A 17200-nucleotide genomic window follows, 5' to 3' on the forward strand; every position below is an offset into this window, starting at 1 on the left:
TCGTCGGGGATCGTCCGCTACGCCACCGCGCCGGATGCGCGCAGCTTCTGGATCGTGGCTTCGTCGTAACCGGCCTGGCGCAGGATCTCGTCGGAATGCTCGCCGACCTCGGGCGGCTTGCGCGGCTGCACCTTCCTCGCGCCGTCGATGAAGATCGGGCTGTTGACGGTCAGCATGGTGTCGTTCTCGAAGCGCACCAGCACCTCGTTCTCGATCATCTGCTTGTCGTTCGGGATGTCGTCGAGGATGCCGACGACGCCGAACACGAGACCGTTGCCGTCGAGGATCTTGCGCCATTCGGCGAGGTCCTTGCCGGCGAACACCTCGTCGAAGATCTTGATCAGCTCGACCGAGCGCGCATGGCGGTCGGCCTTGGTGGCGAAGCGGGTATCGGCGACGAGGTCCTCGCGGCCCATGCAGCGCGCCAGCGTCGGCCATTGCCGGTCTTCGTTGAGCAGCGACAGGATCAGCCAGCGGCCGTCCTTGCACTTGTAGTGGTTGGTGACCGCGTTCAGCGCCTCTTCGCGCGGCTTGCGCTTCTTGAACTTGGCGCCGGCGAGCTTGGCCTGCGCCAGCACGCCGTTGGCCCAGACGCCGTTGGCCATCAGATTGGTCGAGACGTGCGAGCCCTTGCCGGTCTTCTCGCGCTGGAACAGCGCGGTGACGATCGCGCCGTAGAACGCCATCGCGCAGGGGTGATCGCCCATGCCGGCGACCGAACGCGCCGGCGTGGTCTCCTCGTCGGCGCGCACCAGATCCATCAGGCCGGAACGGGCCCAGTAGGCGTTGGAGTCGAAGCCGGGCTTGTTGGCCTCTTCGCCCTTCTCGCCATAGCCGGTGAAGGAGGCGTAGATCAGCCGGTCGTTGAGATGGGCAAGATGGTCGTGGGTGATGCCGAGCTTCTGGCGCACCTGCGGCGGCATGTTGGTGATGAACACGTCGGCCTCGGCGACGAGCTTGTACAGCACCTGCTGCGCGTCGGGCTTGGTGAGGTCGAGCGCGAGGCTCTTCTTGTTGCGGGCTTCCAGCATCCACGCGAAATTGTGCTCGCTCGATGGATAGCCGGGCAGGTTGGGCAGATTGCGATAGGGGTCGCCGGCGCCGGGTGGCTCGATCTTGATAACGTCGGCGCCGAAGTCGGACAGCACGGTGGCGGCCGCGGGCGCCGCGATGAAGCTCGCGCAGTCCAGGACCTTGAGCCCGTCAAAAATGCCTTTTTCCATCGTGCCGTCGCTCCCGTGGCGCTTGTTGGTGTTTTTCCGGTAGCTGGAATTATCGCAAGCAATGATCCCGATCGGACCGCCATTTGACCCATCTGGGGGGCACGATGCAACGGCACTTTCTTACCCTCCCCTGGAGGGGGACGGTCGGCTCACAGTGAGCGAAGCGAATGTGAGACGGGGTGGGGTGAATCTCTCAACACGGGCAGCGTTCGCGTGGAGGGACCTTCACCCCACCCCGCGCCGCATCTCGCTTCGCGCGATGCGACACGACCCTCCCCCTCCAGGGGAGGGTGAAGCGCTTACTCCACCCCCGCCATCAGCGCCGCATTGCCGCCGGCGGCGGCGGTGTTGATCGTGATCGTCTGCTCGGTGGCGAAGCGCGCGAGGTAATGCGGGCCGCCGGCCTTGGGGCCGGTGCCGGACAGGCCGCTGCCGCCGAACGGCTGCACGCCGACCACGGCGCCGATCATGTTGCGGTTGACATAGATGTTACCGACCTGGAGGCGGTCGATCACGTGCTCGATCGTGTCGTCGATGCGGGAATGGATGCCGAGCGTCAGCCCGAACCCGGTCGCCTCGATCGCGGTCAGCACCTCGCCGAGCTTGTCGGCGCGGTAGCGCACCACGTGCAGGATCGGGCCGAACACTTCTTCCTTCAGTTGCCCGGCCGCCGACAGCTCGAAGATGTGCGGCGCGACGAAATTGCCTGATGGCGCCTCGCCGGCGAGATGCACCCGCGCCTCCTGCTTCATCCGCGCGATATGCGCGTCGAGCCGCTGCTTGGCCTCGGCATCGATCACCGGTCCGATATGCGTCGACGGTTCCGAGGGATCGCCGATCTTCAATTCGCGCGCGGCGCCCGCGATCATCTCGATCATGCGGTCGGCGACGTCGTCCTGCACGAACAGCAGCCGCAGCGCCGAGCAGCGCTGGCCGGCGGAGCGGAACGCCGAGGTCACGACGTCGTCGGCGACCTGCTCGGGCAGCGCGGTGGCGTCGACGATCATGGCATTGATGCCGCCGGTTTCCGCGATCAGCGGCACGATCGGGCCGTCCTTGGCGGCGAGCGTGCGGTTGATCGACCGCGCGACCTCCGTCGAGCCGGTGAAGACCACGCCGGCGATGGCGGGATGCGCCACCAGCGCGGCGCCGACCGCGCCGTCGCCCTGGACCAGATGCAGTGCCGATGGCGGCACCCCGGCCTGATGCAGCAGCGCGACCACTTCGGCTGCGATGCGCGGCGTCTGCTCGGCCGGCTTTGCGATCACCGCATTGCCGGCCATCAATGCCGCCGTCACCTGGCCGAGGAAGATCGCCAGCGGGAAATTCCACGGCGAGATCGCGACGAACGCGCCGCGGCCGTGCAGCTCCAGCACATTGCTTTCGCCGGTCGGACCCGGCATCGTCTCGCCTTCACCGAACAGCTTTTGCCCCAGCGCGGCATAATAGCGGCAGAAGTCGATCGCCTCGCGCACTTCCGATAGCGCATCGTCGAGCGTCTTGCCGCCCTCGCTTTGCAGCAAAGCGAGGAAGTGGGCGCGGCGCTGCTCGAGCAGGCCCGCGGTCTTGTCCAGGATCGCCGCACGTTTTGTGGCCGGCGTGGCGTTCCAGGCCCTGAAGCCCCGGCGCGCCGCGGCGACCGCAACATTCGCCTGCTCGGTTGTTGATGGGGTGACGGAAGGTGGGGCCTTCCGCTCGGCCGCGATCGCCGACGTCAGCGTGTCGAGCGCCTTGCGTTCGCCGAATTCGATGCCGTGCGAGTTCTCGCGCTGCGGCCGATAAAGCTCGGCCGGCAACGGAATCGCGGCGTGCGACGCCTTGTCGTCGGCGCCGACGATTTCGGCCGGGCGGCGCAGCAGGTCCACGATGGACACGCGATTGTCGGCGGCCAGCGCCACGAAGGACGAGTTGGCGCCGTTCTCGAGCAGCCGCCGCACCAGATAGGCGAGCAAATCGCGGTGGCTGCCGACCGGCGCATAGGTGCGGTGGGCGATCTCGGGCCGGTCCTCGCCGAGCTGGGCGTAGAGCGCTTCGCCCATGCCGTGCAGCCGCTGGAATTCGAAGCTCGAGGGATCGTCGGCGAGGTCGAGGATGGTCGCGACCGTCAGCGCGTTGTGGGTGGCGAATTGCGGAAACAGCCGCGGCCGCAGCGCCAGCAGCTTGCGCGCGCAGGCGACGTAGTTCAGGTCGGTCATCGCCTTGCGGGTGAACACCGGATAGCCGTCGAGCCCGCGCTCCTGCGCGCGCTTGATCTCGGTGTCCCAATAGGCGCCCTTGACCAGGCGCACCATCATGCTGCGGTCCAGCGCGCGCGTCAGCGCATCGACATAGTCGATGACGTCGGCGGCGCGCTTCTGATAGGCCTGGATGGCGAGGCCAAAGCCGCTCCAGCCGGCGAGCGAGGGGTCGGCGAACGCGGCGGCGATGACGTCGAGCGACAGCTCCAGGCGGTCGGCCTCCTCGGCATCGACGGTGAAGTTGAGGTCGAACGCCTTGGCGCGGCGCGCGAGATCGATCAGCTGCGGCACCAGCTCGGTCATCACCCGCGCGTGGCTCACCGCCTCGAAGCGCGGGTGCAGCGCGGAGAGTTTCACCGAGATGCCGGGCCGATCGGGCAGGGGCTGATCGCCGGCCGCCTTGCCGATCGCTTCGATGGCGCGGGCGTAGGATTCGAAATAGCGGTGGGCATCGTCGGCGGTGCGCGCACCCTCGCCGAGCATGTCGAACGAATAGCGCGAGCCGCGTGCGGTGTGCGATTGCGCACGCGACAGCGCCGCCTCGATGGTCTCGCCGAGCACGAAATGGCTGCCCATCAGCCGCATCGCCTGCCGCGTCGCGGCGCGCACTGCCGGCGCACCGAGCCGCTTGGTCAGCCGCCCGATCGTGCCCTGCGGCGTCTCGCCGGGCTGGATCACGCGCGCCGACATGCCGAGCGCCCAGGCCGAGGCGTTGACCAGGAATGCGCTCGATCTGGTCTCGTGATTGACGAAGTCGCCCTGGCCGAGCTTGTCCTCGATGAACTGGTCGGCGGTGCGCGCGTCCGGGACCCGCAGCAGCGCCTCCGCCAGCACCATCAGCGCCAGCCCTTCCTTGGTCGAAAGCGCGAACTCCCGCAGCATGTCCTCGACCCCGCCGAGCGGATCGTCATTGGCCCGGATCGCCTCGATCAGGCGGGTTGCGGTGCGGTCGATCCGTGCCTCCGCCTCCGCGCCGAGCTTCGCGTCCTGGCGCAGGCGGGCGGCGATGGCGGCGTCGTCGGGCGCGTAGGGCGCGCTGAACGGGGACGGGAGCGGCGACGGGTCTGGCATGGCGGTTCCTTGAGATTGTGTGGGAACACGTACGCGCTAGCGAACCGTAGTTCGATAGACAAATTAGCAGATTTGTCTTAGAAAATCAGGATCAATTCGAGAGTTGCCGTAGATATGACAGAAATCGACAAGACTGACCGCAAAATCCTCTCGATCCTGCAAGGGGATGGCCGGATTGCCAATGTGGAACTGGCCGAGAGGATCGGCCTGTCGCCGACTTCGGTCGGCGAACGGCTGAAGCGGCTGCAGCGCGACGGCTTCGTCGAGGGCTATGGCGCGCGGCTCAATCCGCACCGGCTCGGGCTTGGCCTGCTGGTGTTTGTCGAGGTGCTGCTCGACAAGACCACGCCCGACGTATTCGAGAAGTTCGCCAGGGCGGTCCAGACCGCGCCGGAAGTGCTCGAATGTCACATGGTGGCCGGCGGCTTCGACTATCTGGTCAAGGCGCGGGTCGCCAACATGACCGCCTATCGCAGGTTTCTCGGCGAGACCCTGCTGGCGCTGCCGGGCGTGCGCGAGACGCGAACCTACGCGGTGATGGAGGAAGTCAAGCGCGACGCGCCGCTGCCGGTCGGCTGACATGCGCCCGGTCCGATCCACAGCCATGCGCCGGATGTCTTGGCATCGCGACGCACCCGCGATAATCCTTTGGTCGAGTTGGGGCAGTGGTTCATGAAAGATGCCGATCAGCCGATACGAATGAAGCGGGCCGGATTTGCCGGCGCGCTTGCTGTGCTCATGCTGTCGTTGCCGTCAGCCATGCCGGCCCGCGCGGCCGAACTCAGCTCCGGCATCATGCAGCTCTACACCTCGGTCTCGATCTATCCGCCATCGGCGACGGGGATGACGGTCTGTTACGGCTTCGTCTGCCGACGTCGCGAGATGCTCGACTTCAGCGCAGCCGACCGAGCGGCCCTGGCCAAGATCATGGCCGCGGGCCGCGCCAATGCCGCTGCCGAACGCGCGGCCGTGCAAAAGGCCGTGATCTGGTTCGACCGCCGCATGGGGCCGATCCTCGGCACCGACAAGCGCGTGGCGAAAGCGGATTTTCGCGCCAACGACGACAAGCATAATTATGATTGCTGGGACACCACGCGGAACACGACCAGCCTGATGCTGGTGATGCAGGCGTGGAACCTGTTCAGGTTTCACGACGTCGGGGATCCCCACTACCGCGGATTTTCGTTGGCGCAAACGCCGCACAATACCGCCGTTCTCGTCGAACGCGCGACCAAGGTGGAATGGGCCGTCGATCTGTGGCCCCGCGGCTATCTGCAACCGCCTGACGTCATGACCGTCGCCAAATGGGTGACGGAAGATTGAACGGCTGCGCATTGCAGCTGCGCGTTCCGCGCTGTTCCATCCTCATTGATCGCAGGGATAGCGTTCCGCGTGACGCTGGAACCGAACGTCAGGATTCGAACAGTAAGCTTCGAACGATATGGTTCCAAAAAATACGTTCAGCGCCCATCACCATAAGAACCAAGTGACGCGTTAACACCGGCAGCATTCGGTCACCCGAGGCTACCACATGCGTTCACGCTCGATCTGCATTGATGCCGCCGCCGGCGGCGTTCGTTTCCCACAGCTGCTGGCGCTTGCGTTGCTGCTTGGGCCTGTGTTCGCCGGCCCGGCCCGCGCGAGCGATGTCGAGGATTGCGGCGGGCCGCCGACGGACAAGGCCGAGGCGGCGTGCTCGGGCATCATCAACGATACCGCACGCTCCACGGAGGATCGCACCAAGGCCTTCACCGGCCGCTCGCGATTTAACATCGCGCGCGGCAAGATCGATCAGGCCCTCAGCGATGCCGATGCGGCGGTGCAGCTGAATGGACAATTCGTGCCGGCGCTGATCGCGCGCGGCTATGTCCAGCAACGCAAGGGCAGCCCGGATCAGGCCCGCGCCGATTTCGATCGCGCGATCGAGCTCGAGCCGAAGAACCCGTTCGGCTTCCTGGCGCGCGGCAATCTTCGCGCCGACCAGCACGCCTGGAGCGATGCGATCTCGGATTACGGTCAGGCGATCACGTTGCGGCCGGATCTCCCCGCTGCCCATGTCGGGCGCGCGCGGGCTCATGTCGAATCCGGACAGCCAGATGCGGCGCTGGCCGACGCCAACACCGCGATTGCCGTCAACGCGAGCACGCCGAATGCGTTCTACTGGCGCGGTCAGGCCTATCGCCGCAAGGGCGACATGGATCGCGCGATCGAAGATTTCTCGCGCGCGATCGCGCAGGCGCCGCAGGCCGAGCGCAACGCCTATTTCGCCCGTGCCCAGCTCTACAGCGCCAAGGGCGACTATGCCCGCGCGATTGCCGACTTCGACCGGCTGTTGACGGTTCTTCCCGACAACAAGGAAATCCAGCAGCAGCGCCAGCAGGCGGTCGCGATGCAGGCCGAACTCGCCAAGGCAGCAGGCGGCGCCGCGCCGCCACAGGCCGCACCGCCGCCAGGTGCAATGGCGGGGCGGCCAGCCGCGCCGGCGGCGGGTAACCAGCAGGTCGAGCAGGCCAAGCAGTTCGTCGCACAGGGTAACAACGCGGGCGCCGTTGCCAATCTCACCCAGGTGCTGGGCGGCGACCCCCGCAACGAGGCTGCGCTGCGCCTGCGTGCACTGGCCTATTCAAGGCTCGGCCGGTTGGCGGACGCGCGCAACGATCTCAATGCCCTGCTCAAGCTCAAGCCGGACGATCCGCAGCTGTTGGCGTCCCGCGCGCTCAATGCCGCCGGCATGCGGCAGTTCGATGAGGCCATGGCTGATGCCGGCCGTGCCATCACGCTCGATCAGAACAATTCGTTGGCCTATCTGGCGCGCGGCCTCGTCAAGGCCGGCACCGGCAAGGTGCAGGACGCACTCGCCGACTACGATCATTCGATCTCGCTGAATCCCAAGGAGACGCTCGCCTTCACCGAGCGCGGGCTCGCCCATATCGGTCTCAACCAGCTCGACAAGGCGCTGCTGGATTTCGATCAGGCCCTGGCGCTGGTGCCGACCAATCTGGTCGCCAAATCGTGGCGCGGCCTCGCGCTGATGCTCAAGGGCCGTGCCGATGAGGGGCTGGTCGATATCGACGCTGTGCTGGAGCGAAGCCCGAACAATCCGACGGCCCAACTCGGCCGCGGGCTCGCGATGCTGACCTCGTCACAGTACGACCGCGCCATCGCTGCCTTCGACCAGATCATCACGCGGGCGCCCAACGATGCCTTCCCGCATGTGCTGCGCGCCCGGGCCTATCTCGGGCTGAAGAAGCCGGATAACGCGATGAAGGATCTCAACTTCATCCTCTCTGCGCGGCCCGATTATCAGCCGGCGCTGACATTGCGCGGCATCACCTGGTCGGCGTTGCGCAACTACGACAAGGCGGTCGAGGATCTCGACCGGGCGATTGCGCAGAAGGAGACGGTGGAGGGCCTGTTCGCCCGCGCCAAGGCGCAGGAGGCGCTCAACCATGCCGACAAGGCGACCGAGGACTTCCGCAAGGCAACGCAGCTCACGCCGGCAAGCGTGTTCGACGTGCTGGCGCAGGCCGAGTCGAAGCGCAAGGTTCAGGAGCTGTCGAAGCGGGTGCCGTGCGGCAACGGCCAGAGCGGCACCTGCCTGTGACGCGGCAACTCAGCGGCCGCGCGCTTTGCTGGAGCAAAGGATGAACGTCGGCGCGCGCTGGCGATGGCGGCCGAAAAAAAGCTCAACGGCGTGGCGCGCGGGCATCGTGCCCGCCCCGCCGAACGTCACGTTGTCTGATGTTGGGTCGGCCCCCACTCCCGGACGGTATCCGAGAGTGCGCCGCCGGATCTGGCGCTGATACGCTAGACCTTGAGATTCTCGGCTGACGTCTTGCCGCGATTAGCGATCTCTTCGTACTCGACGGATTGGCCTTCGTTCAGGGTCTGAAGACCAGCCTTCTGAACTGCTGAAATATGCACGAAAATGTCCTTGCCGCCCGTTGCGGGCTGGATGAATCCATAGCCCTTCGTCGGGTTGAACCACTTCACTGTACCTTTGGGCATTCCAGTCGTCTCCGCGGAAGCAATCGAAAACAGACCAGCCGGCCCCCGCACAAACCGGCTTGTCCGCGACGACAGGATAGCAGTTTGAAAAAAGCTGGGTAGATCAAACGACGGTGTGTTTTTGGCCGGAAACAACCCGCTTTGCGGGGGTTTGACGCCGGATTGCCCGTTTCGTGGTCAATTGATGCGCTGCAAAAACGGATCGGTTCCGGTGTACCGAATTGGATCGATCGTCCCGCGCGCGGCTTTTCCGGCCGGCGCGCGGGGATCGACCGGCCGTCTCAATAGGTCGCGGAGAGGTATTCGACGATCTTGCCGACGTCGGCTTCGTCGATCGGCGCACCGTAGACCTTGATCATCTTGGTCACCTCGGCCTGCCAGAAATCCTTCTTGAACTTCTCGCCCTGCGGCTGGGTCTTGATGTAGTCGGCCGAGTGGCAGGCGGTGCAGTTGTTTTGCACCACCTCGAGGTTGGGGCCCGGCTTGAAGGCCGCGGTCTCCTCGGGGACCGTGTAGTTCACGGGCGCGGCGACGGCGGCGCCGATCGACAGCGCGGCGATCGTGGCGAGGGATGGAAGCAGCTTGCTGGTCATGATGCTTCTCCTCACGCCGCGGTGACGCGCACGGTTTCGACGACGTTGCGCAGATAGCCGGCCGGATTCCACAACGGATCCATCGGCTGGGTGTCGCCGGCTTTGTTGGTGGCGCGCACCTTCAGCTCTGCGGGACCGGCCGCGAGCTTCACCGGCAGCTTCCATTCGCGGAAGGCGTATTTGCCGAGGTCCTTGCCGAGCTTGGCCGGCGTCCAGTTCTTGCCGCCATCGGTCGAGACCATCACCTCCTTGATGCCCTTGCCGCCGTCGAAGGCGATGCCGCGCAGCATGGTGCGGCCGGCCTTCAGCTTGGCGCCGTCGGCAACGCTGGTGATGAACGAGCGCACCGTGAAGCGATTGATCGGGATCGTCGCCTTCGGTGCGGTGCCGGGCTCGACCGCATTGTTCGGCGTATCCGGTATCCGGTAGGCGGACTTCATCCAGAAGCCCTCGAACACGTTGTCGATCACGGTGATCTCGTTGAGGTGCTTCACCCAATACGTGCCGTAATAGCCGGGCACCACGAGGCGGAGCGGGAAGCCGTTGAGGAACGGCAGGTCCTCGCCGTTCATGCCCCAGGCCAGCATCACCTCGCCGTCGCGTGCGTGGTCGATGTCGAGCGCCTTGACGAAATCCGGCGTCTTGTCGCTGACCGGGCCGTCCATGCCGTTGAAGGTGACCTGCTTGGCTCCGGCCTGCACGCCGGCCATGTCGAGCACGGTCTTCAGCGGCACGCCGTGCCAGCGCGCGCAGCCCATCGCGCCGTTGCCGAGCTGGCCGCCGGCGACACGCGGACTGAAGAAGCCGCGGCTGTTGCCGGAGCACTGGTTGACGGCCACGATCTCGGTCGCCTTCAGCTTCCTGATGTCCTTCAGCGACAGCTTCAGCGGCTTGTCGACCTTGCCCTTGATCTCCAGCGTGAACTTGTCCGGATCGAGATTGTAGGGGAGGTCGGCGAGGTGATAGCGGACGAAGAACGCATTGTTCGGCGTGATCGGGCCGTCGTTGAAGATCGCAAACGGCGTTTCCAGCTGCGGCGGGCGGGCGGTCAGGCCGATCATCGGGCGCTTCTGCGGGTAGCGCACGAGCGGGCGCTCGCCATTGCCAAAGGGCAGCGTCACGGTGTCGAGGGCGAATGCGCCCCTTGATCCCAGCCCCGTCACCAAAGCGGCCAATCCGGCACGCTTCATCAAGTCTCGTCGATCGAGCATTCCGCTTCCTCCGAAGCTGTTCTGTCGTGAGCCGGTCATCACCAGGCTCAGATTGCCTTGCGCGCCTTCGCATCATGGAATGCGCGCGGTCCAAATGTCGCACCTGACAACCGCGAGTCAATTGAGCTTTCGCAGCGTTGCGTCGCAACAACGAAAAGCCCCGGTCGCGTGGACGACCGGGGCGTTTCCATCCAAGTAGAAGGTTCGATCAGTAGCAGACGTTCACGGTGCGATAGCGATAGCCGTAGGGCGTCAGCACCAGGCGGGTGGCGTAGCAGCCGGAGTCGACGAAGCCGACGGCAATGCCCGGGCCACCCCAGAAGTGATGGTGATGCGGATGCCAGAAGAACGGCTTGGCGGAAGCTGCGGTCGGCGCCAGCGCGGCGGCACCGAGGGTTGCGGCAGTGGCGAGAGCGAGCGTGACTTTGCGAAGCATGGTCTTCTCCTTCGGATGCGCGTTGAGCTCTGTCGCGGCGCGGTTGCAGTGTTACCCATCGCCAGTCAGTCGCATCCGGCACCGGGCACGTTCGAGCATCCCTGCTGAACGCGCCGTCGGATGTGCGGCAGGTCACATTGGGTTGGAGCGGAGATGAACCGGTCAGGCCGCGACGGCACGCCAGTCGTCGACCAGCGTTGACAGGAGCTGCGTCTTTTCGACCGTGCGCACGGTCATCGGCTCGTTGCGGCCGCGGATCGCGACCTCCTGCGCCGGCAGGGCATCGTCGGCCAGCCCGGCGGTGACGCGCACCTCGTCCGAGATGATCGCCTCGCAGGCCAGCGCCTTGGTCATGTCCTGCAGCCGTGCCGCGACGTTGACGGCATCGCCGAGCGCGGTGAACACCATGTGGTCGCGATAGCCGATATCGCCGACGATCACCTCGCCGCCATGGATGCCGATGCCGAAGCGGATCGGCTCGCGCAGATCGTGGCTCAGGAACTGGTTCAGCTCGTCGATATGGGTTGCGATCAGCGCCGCCGCGCGCAACGCCTGGCGGCAGGCCACCTGCCGGTCGGTGGCAAGCCCGAACAGCGCCAGCATGCCGTCGCCGATGAACTGGTTGGGCCGCCCGCCGGCCTCCAGCACCGCCTGCGACACCGCGCCGAGGAAGCGGTTGACGATGAACACGGTGTCGAACGGCAGCCGCTTCTCGGCAAGCTGCGTCGAGCCGCGCATGTCGACGAACATGCTGACCAGATAGCGCTCCTGGCCGACCCGTGCCGGATTGGCGGCGTGCGCGTTGGCCGATGTCGTGCTCGGCAGGAACAGCTGGAAGAAATTCAGGTCGGCGGTGGGCCGCAACTGGCAGGCCAGCCGGATCGACGGATCGTCATTGCCGACCCGGTGCAGCACGAAGGCTTCGCGCGGCGAGGGCTCGGGCAATCCGGCGTGATCGCCGATGATGCGGATGCGGCAGGTCGAGCAGCGCGCGCGGCCGCCGCAGACGCTCGCATGCGGCACGTTGTAGCGCAGGCTCGCTTCCAGCACGCTCAGTCCCTTCGGTACCCGCAGCGTGCGGCCGTTGCCGTAGGACAGCGCGATCATGCCGCCGCGGCGCTCCAGCAGGGCCCGCGCGCCGCGCGCCAGCAGCACAAGGCCGAGCAGGCCGAGATAGCCGATCGTCAGGTCATCCGTGATCTTCTCGAGCGTGGTCCCCTGCGCCGCGGTGCCGAGCTTCTGTACCGAGAGCTCCTCGCGCCGCCAGTCGGCGTCCTGATAGTCGGCGATCGTGGCGCGGCCGCCCTGATAGATGCCGAGCATCGCCAGTGTCGGGATCAGCACGGCCGTCGCGAGCAGGAACGGCGCGGCGCGCTGGAAGAACGGGCGCAGCCGCAGCCAGAAATACAGGCCGATGCAGCCGTGCACCCAGGCGATCACTAGCACCGCCAGCATCGTCCACAGCCGGTTCGGCGCTGCGATGAAGAAGGTGTATAGCTCCTGCGGGTAGAGCTTCTCGTGCCCGTACAGGGTCTGGCCGAGCCGCACGCCGACGACGTGCGCGACGATCAGCATCGGGATGCTGAGGCCGAGCGTGAGCTGCAGCGGCTCGATCGCCTTCCAGTGGAACTCGCGGCGCTGATAGAGCGCCCAGATGCCGAGCCCGGTATGCACCAGGCAGGCGCTGTAGAACACGATCGCGACCGGCAGGAACTGCCAGAACTCGGTGTGGTAGTAGACCCCGATCGCCAGCGCCTGCGTCGAGATATTGCCGAGCGCGTGGTTGAGGAAATGGCTGATCAGGTAGGCGAACATGATCGCCCCCGTGACGATGCGGACCTGCCGCAGGCCGATACCGCGGGCCATGTCCTGCAAGTGCTCGCGCGAGGGGGAGGCCATGTGATTCATGATCGGCAAGTCTAGTGGTTAATTCCCGCGCTGAACACCACCGCGGGTCCGGACCAGCCGCGAGAGCGGGCCGCGCGGCACGTTGACACCCCGTTAAGAGTCGAACAAAAAGCGCGCCGTGACGATAGCCCAAGCCGAACCTGGAGCCGATAACAACAGCGTTAAGCCGGCCCGTTCGCGCGCGCCGGATTGGCGGGGCGTCATCGCCGTGATCGTTGCCATGACCGCGATGCGGCTGGTCTACGCCCATGCGCTCGATCTGCGCACCGACGAGGCCTATTACTGGACCTGGTCGAAGGAAAACGTGCTGTCGTTCCTCGACCATCCCCCGATGGTCGCCTGGTTCATCCGCTTCGGCACCGCGATCCTCGGCGACACCAATCTCGGCGTCCGCCTCGGCGGCATCGTGGCGATGCTGGCCACCCAGCTCCTGCTCGCCGACATCGTCCGCCGCGTGACGGCCAACAACGTCCGCGCCGTGATGCTGGCGCTGCTGCTGCCGGAGGCGGCGCTGTATTACGGCCTCTTGATGGCCAAGGTCGCGCCCGATACGGCGCTGATCCCGTTTTCGGTGGCGATGCTGTGGTCGCTGGTGCGGCTTGCGCAAAGTGGTGACGGACGCTGGTGGCTCGCGGCGGGGCTGTTTGCCGGGCTGGCGCTGCTGTCGAAATTCACCGCGATCATGTTCGCGCCGGCAGTGCTCGCCTTTGCGCTGGTGCCGGACTGGCGCTGGCGCTGGTTGCGCAGCCCGTATCCGTATCTCGCCGCGCTGATCGCGATCGTCGTGTTCGCGCCGGTGCTGATCTGGAATGCCGGGCACGACTGGGCCTCGTTCCGCTTCCAGGCGGTGCGCGCCACCGCCGAGCGCGCCTTCACGCTGCGCACCGTCGGCGAGTTCGTCGGCATGCAGTTCGGCCTGGTCGGCTTCGTGCTGCTGCCGGTGACGCTGTTCGGCACCGCGCTGACGGCATGGCGTGGCTATCGCAAGCGCGAGCCGGTCGCGATCCTGCTGGCGACCGCGGTGCTGGTGCCGTTCATCTACTTCCTCTGGAAGTCCCTGACGCTGCGGGTCGGCGACACCTGGCCGATGTTCCTGTGGCCGGCCGGCCTCGCGGCAATTGCCATCAACGTCACGCGAATGCCGTTCGAGGGCTGGTCGGTCGGGCTCGTCAAATCGACGGTCTATTGGGCGCGGACCGCGATCACCACCGGCATCGTGTTCGTCGTCTGCGTCTTCCTCTATTACATGTTCGCGCCGTGGAATCTGATCGGCCGCACCGATCCGATCGGCACCGAGGCAGGCTACGATGTGGTGGCTGCGCGCGCGCTGGCGCAGGTTGAGGCGACCGGCGCGACCTGGGTCGCGACCACGGATTACCGCACCTATGCGATGCTGCGCTGGTTGCTGCGCGGGAAGGTGACGGTCATCGAAATCAACGAGCGCGGCCGCTTCCAGGGCTTTGCCGATCCCGGCATGAGCAAGATCCGCGATAACGCCGGCATTTATGTCGGGCGCGAGCCCGAGAACAATCTGCCGCTGTGGAGCGAGACGACGGCGGTACGCCAGCCGCTGGAGCGCGTGACGCGGAACTGGCGCGGCATGGTGATGGACACCTATTCGCTGGAGAAGATCAGCGGCTGGACGCCCGATCTGTCGCCGCCGCCGGACACCACCTTCTTCCGCTGGCGCGTGCTGGCGATGCGTCTTCCTGCTCCCCTGGCTTTCGCCAGGACGACGGACGGAAACGTGCAGCCGTCTCCCACCCCGTCATCCTGAGGTGCGAGCGGAGCGAGCCTCGAAGGATCGACGGCCACCAGCCGGGCCGTGCATCCTTCGAGACGCCGCTTCGCGGCTCCTCAGGATGACGGGGCGTGTACAGCCTAACGACCCTTAAAGGCTCCCCTTGTGGGAGAAGGTGGCGCGCACAAGCGCGACGCGCGCTATTCCTCTTCCTCGCGCTTGCGGATCAGGTCTTTCGCCAGATCGGTCAGCGCCGGGCGCGGCAGGGCGTTGAAGGGGAGCGGGCGGGTGACGTCGATCGCGGCGAGGCCGAGGCGGGCGGTCAACAGGCCGTTGAGCATGCCTTCGCCGAGGCGTTGCGACAGTTTTGCCGCGATGCCGTGACCGAGCATCTGCTGGATCAGGCTGTCGCTGGCGGCCATGCCGCCGGTGATGGCGAGATGCGCGATGACGTGGCGCAGCAGGCGGATCATGCCGAGCGCGCCGGGCCGGCCGCCATAGAGCCGCGCCAGCTGCCGGATCATCCGCAAGCTCGCCACGAACACGAACAGCACGTCGAACAGCGCGCGCGGGCTGACCGCGGTTACGACCGAGACGCGTTGCGCGGCGGTCGATACCAGCCGTCGCGCCTCCTCGTCGAGCGGCGTCATCAACTCGCGCTCGGCGAGGCGGATCATGTCGGCGCCGTCGATGATGTCGTCGGTATGGCTCTGCAGCGTGCTGCGGGCGCGGGCGAGCTGCGGGGTCTGGTGCGCGAGCTTGAGCAAATCGGCGACGATCACCCGGCTTGCGGCGCGGTCGTCGCTGATCAGCACCTCGGCGGCGCGCAGATGCAGCTTCTCGATGGTCGCCAGCCGCGCCAGACCGACCAGCTCGCGCGTGGTGACGACCGCAAGCGCCACCGCGGCGATGACGGCCAGTCCCAGCCCGAGGACGCCGAGGCCTTCATTGCGCGCGAACAGATCCTCGACCAGATTGATGACGCCAAGCCCGGTGCCGAGCACCACGAGGCCCGCGACCGCGCTCCAGAACAGCGTGCCCCAGCGGAAGCCGCGGCGCGCCGGCACCAGCGGCGTATCAAGCGGGACCGGAAGCTGCGCGGGCTCGGCCTCGGGCACGATCTGGATCGTGCCGCGGGTGAGGCGGCCGCCGTCGTCCGGATCCATCACGACCACGCCGGGATCGTCGAGCTTGAACGTCGCCGGCCGCCGCGGGGGCGTCTTCTCGTTCATTGCAGTTTGTCTCCGATCAGGAACTGGAGGGCGCGGTCAAGGCGGATGTGAGGCAGCGCCGGCTCTGCATCGCCGTTTCGTTCCAGCTTCGGCGGACGGAAGCGCAGGAAGCGGTAGTCTGCGGCTTCTGTGTCTGAGTTTGAGAGGCCGCGGAATCCGCCGTTGAACAGCTCCTCCGGATTGTCGGGCAGGTCGCCCGGAAAGGTCGCGACCTCGGTCTCGCCGTCAAGCCGCTCGCCATTGGCGACCTCGCCCGGTGCCGGGGTGCCGAGGATCGACGGCAGCCGGTCGCGCCCGCGCTGGACCTGCGCCTCGCGTGTGGCGCGCACCGCGGCGAGCGCGACGACGTCGATGTCGGCGCCGGCATATTCGGCGCGCTCGGCGGCCTTGGCCACGATCCGCCGCAGCACGGCCTCCAGCCGGTCGTGGCTCAGGTGGTGCAGATGGTCGGCCTTGGTCGCCGCGAACAGGATGCGGTCGATGCGCGGCCGGAACAGCGTGCTCAGGATCGTGCTGCGGCCGATCCGGAAGCAGTCGAGGATGCCGGCGAGCGCGGCCTCGAGATCGTGCAGCGCCTCGGGGCCGGCGTTGAATGCGGCAAGCGCATCGGCCAGCACGATCTGGCGATCGAGCCGCGCGAAATGGTCGCGGAAGAACGGCCGCACCACGACGTCCTTGTAGGCCTCGAAGCGCCGCCGCATCATCGCCCACAGCGAGCCGTCACCCGCGCTGCCGCCCGCGGGCACGTCGAGCGGTGCAAAGGTCAGCGCCGGCGTGTCGGCGAGATTGCCGGGCATCAGGAAGCGGCCGGGCGGCAACAGGCTCATCGCGAAGCGCTCGTCGCGGCAGGCGCGCAGATAATCGGTGAACAGCCTTGCTTCGCTGAGCGCGGCCTGCTCGTCCTCCCTGGCCTCGGGCTTCAGCGTCGCGAGATGGGCGTGCCAGGGCGTCGCGAGTTTGGCGCGCAGCGGCTCGCGCGACAGCGCAAGGCTCTCCGCCGACCATTGCTCGTAGCTCTTGTTGAGCAGCGGCAGGTCGAGCAGCCACTCGCCGGGATAGTCGACGATATCGAGGGTCAGCGTGCGGTCCGCGCCATTTTGCCGCTGATACTCGATCACGAGACGGAGCTCGGAGATGTCGGTGGTCGAGCTCGGCCAGGTCCGCTCCTCGACCAATGTCCGGACATGGTTCTCGTAGGCGAAGCGCGGCACCGCATCGTCGGGCTGCGGGGCGAGATAGGCGCGCCCGATCCGCCCCGAGGCGTAGGCCTCGAACACCGGGAAGCGGCCGCCGCGGGTCAGGCCGTGCACCAGCGCGGTGATGAACACGGTCTTGCCGGCGCGCGACAGGCCGGTGACGCCGAGCCGCACCGTCGGGTTGAAGAAGCCCTCGCCATAGTCGAGCAGCGCCCGCGCCGAGAGACGGGCTTCCTCGACGATATCAGTGAAGCTGGGGGGCATGGAGGGGTAACGAAAAACCCGGCAGGAGGGACCAAAAGTGGCGGGCGATCACCCGCAAGGTGGCGATTATCGGGCCAAAA

At 66.7% G+C, this 17200-nt stretch carries 13 protein-coding genes; 4 read left to right on the forward strand and 9 right to left on the reverse strand.

The annotated features are described in order from the left end of the window. Positions 1-17: 17 nt before the first annotated feature. Together JEY66_RS11800 and putA are read right to left on the reverse strand one after the other, a co-directional pair. A complete protein-coding gene (locus JEY66_RS11800; RefSeq protein ID WP_016842420.1) occupies positions 18-1223 on the reverse strand; it encodes a CaiB/BaiF CoA transferase family protein in 1206 nt (401 codons plus the stop codon). A gap of 299 nt (positions 1224-1522) precedes the next feature. Continuing rightward, positions 1523-4531 (reverse strand): bifunctional proline dehydrogenase/L-glutamate gamma-semialdehyde dehydrogenase PutA, encoded by a 3009-nt coding sequence (gene putA, locus JEY66_RS11805; protein ID WP_018273296.1) that lies wholly within the window; start codon positions 4529-4531, stop codon positions 1523-1525. A 114-nt stretch (positions 4532-4645) separates the two neighbouring features. Here putA and JEY66_RS11810 point away from each other — a divergent pair, with 114 nt between their 5' ends. The 3 genes from JEY66_RS11810 to JEY66_RS11820 all read left to right on the forward strand — a co-directional run bounded on the left by JEY66_RS11810 (position 4646) and on the right by JEY66_RS11820 (position 8135). Further along, positions 4646-5110 (forward strand): Lrp/AsnC ligand binding domain-containing protein, encoded by a 465-nt coding sequence (locus tag JEY66_RS11810; RefSeq protein ID WP_018273295.1) that lies wholly within the window; start codon positions 4646-4648, stop codon positions 5108-5110. Between the two features lie 120 nt (positions 5111-5230). Beyond that, positions 5231-5854 (forward strand): hypothetical protein, encoded by a 624-nt coding sequence (locus JEY66_RS11815; protein ID WP_018273294.1) that lies wholly within the window; start codon positions 5231-5233, stop codon positions 5852-5854. Positions 5855-6062: 208 nt separating this feature from the next. Then, complete coding sequence (locus tag JEY66_RS11820; protein ID WP_016842426.1) at positions 6063-8135, forward strand: tetratricopeptide repeat protein; 2073 nt, start codon at positions 6063-6065, stop codon at positions 8133-8135. 203 nt (positions 8136-8338) lie between these two features. Here JEY66_RS11820 and JEY66_RS11825 read toward each other — a convergent pair whose 3' ends face one another. From JEY66_RS11825 to JEY66_RS11845, 5 genes are all read right to left on the reverse strand, one after another. Continuing rightward, positions 8339-8539, reverse strand: coding sequence for a cold-shock protein (locus JEY66_RS11825; RefSeq protein WP_016842427.1), 201 nt, complete (start codon positions 8537-8539; stop codon positions 8339-8341). Between the two features lie 281 nt (positions 8540-8820). Beyond that, complete coding sequence (sorB, locus tag JEY66_RS11830) at positions 8821-9132, reverse strand: SorB family sulfite dehydrogenase c-type cytochrome subunit (RefSeq protein ID WP_018273292.1); 312 nt, start codon at positions 9130-9132, stop codon at positions 8821-8823. 11 nt (positions 9133-9143) lie between these two features. Continuing rightward, complete coding sequence (gene sorA / locus JEY66_RS11835) at positions 9144-10343, reverse strand: SorA family sulfite dehydrogenase catalytic subunit (RefSeq protein ID WP_026193228.1); 1200 nt, start codon at positions 10341-10343, stop codon at positions 9144-9146. 208 nt (positions 10344-10551) lie between these two features. Then, a complete protein-coding gene (locus tag JEY66_RS11840) occupies positions 10552-10779 on the reverse strand; it encodes a hypothetical protein (RefSeq protein WP_016842430.1) in 228 nt (75 codons plus the stop codon). 162 nt (positions 10780-10941) lie between these two features. Next, positions 10942-12687, reverse strand: coding sequence for an adenylate/guanylate cyclase domain-containing protein (locus tag JEY66_RS11845; RefSeq protein ID WP_370144315.1), 1746 nt, complete (start codon positions 12685-12687; stop codon positions 10942-10944). Positions 12688-12907: 220 nt separating this feature from the next. Between JEY66_RS11845 and JEY66_RS11850 the strand changes: the two genes are divergently transcribed. Beyond that, complete coding sequence (locus tag JEY66_RS11850) at positions 12908-14464, forward strand: glycosyltransferase family 39 protein (protein ID WP_050999355.1); 1557 nt, start codon at positions 12908-12910, stop codon at positions 14462-14464. A 164-nt stretch (positions 14465-14628) separates the two neighbouring features. On the opposite strand, the gene JEY66_RS11855 is transcribed toward JEY66_RS11850, so the two are convergent. Both JEY66_RS11855 and JEY66_RS11860 read right to left on the reverse strand, forming a co-directional pair. Next, positions 14629-15660, reverse strand: a complete 1032-nt coding sequence (locus JEY66_RS11855) for a YcjF family protein (RefSeq protein WP_016842434.1) — start codon at positions 15658-15660, stop codon at positions 14629-14631. After that, on the reverse strand, positions 15657-17120 hold the full coding sequence (locus tag JEY66_RS11860; protein WP_016842435.1) for a YcjX family GTP-binding protein: 1464 nt from the start codon (positions 17118-17120) through the stop codon (positions 15657-15659). Before JEY66_RS11860 ends, JEY66_RS11855 begins: the two co-directional genes overlap by 4 nt. Positions 17121-17200 lie beyond the last annotated feature (80 nt).

It is taken from the genome of Bradyrhizobium elkanii USDA 76 (assembly GCF_023278185.1).
Lineage (GTDB): Bacteria > Pseudomonadota > Alphaproteobacteria > Rhizobiales > Xanthobacteraceae > Bradyrhizobium > Bradyrhizobium elkanii.

Excerpts from the sequence above, each read along its gene's own strand:
- JEY66_RS11800 (WP_016842420.1), bottom strand. The coding sequence starts at position 1,223 with ATGGAAAAAGGCATTTTTGACGGGCTCAAGGTCCTGGACTGCGCGAGC.
- putA (WP_018273296.1), bottom strand. The coding sequence starts at position 4,531 with ATGCCAGACCCGTCGCCGCTCCCGTCCCCGTTCAGCGCGCCCTACGCG.
- JEY66_RS11810 (WP_018273295.1), top strand. The coding sequence starts at position 4,646 with ATGACAGAAATCGACAAGACTGACCGCAAAATCCTCTCGATCCTGCAA.
- JEY66_RS11815 (WP_018273294.1), top strand. The coding sequence starts at position 5,231 with ATGAAGCGGGCCGGATTTGCCGGCGCGCTTGCTGTGCTCATGCTGTCG.
- JEY66_RS11820 (WP_016842426.1), top strand. The coding sequence starts at position 6,063 with ATGCGTTCACGCTCGATCTGCATTGATGCCGCCGCCGGCGGCGTTCGT.
- JEY66_RS11825 (WP_016842427.1), bottom strand. The coding sequence starts at position 8,539 with ATGCCCAAAGGTACAGTGAAGTGGTTCAACCCGACGAAGGGCTATGGA.
- sorB (WP_018273292.1), bottom strand. The coding sequence starts at position 9,132 with ATGACCAGCAAGCTGCTTCCATCCCTCGCCACGATCGCCGCGCTGTCG.
- sorA (WP_026193228.1), bottom strand. The coding sequence starts at position 10,343 with ATGCTCGATCGACGAGACTTGATGAAGCGTGCCGGATTGGCCGCTTTG.
- JEY66_RS11840 (WP_016842430.1), bottom strand. The coding sequence starts at position 10,779 with ATGCTTCGCAAAGTCACGCTCGCTCTCGCCACTGCCGCAACCCTCGGT.
- JEY66_RS11845 (WP_370144315.1), bottom strand. The coding sequence starts at position 12,687 with ATGAATCACATGGCCTCCCCCTCGCGCGAGCACTTGCAGGACATGGCC.
- JEY66_RS11850 (WP_050999355.1), top strand. The coding sequence starts at position 12,908 with ATGACCGCGATGCGGCTGGTCTACGCCCATGCGCTCGATCTGCGCACC.
- JEY66_RS11855 (WP_016842434.1), bottom strand. The coding sequence starts at position 15,660 with ATGAACGAGAAGACGCCCCCGCGGCGGCCGGCGACGTTCAAGCTCGAC.
- JEY66_RS11860 (WP_016842435.1), bottom strand. The coding sequence starts at position 17,120 with ATGCCCCCCAGCTTCACTGATATCGTCGAGGAAGCCCGTCTCTCGGCG.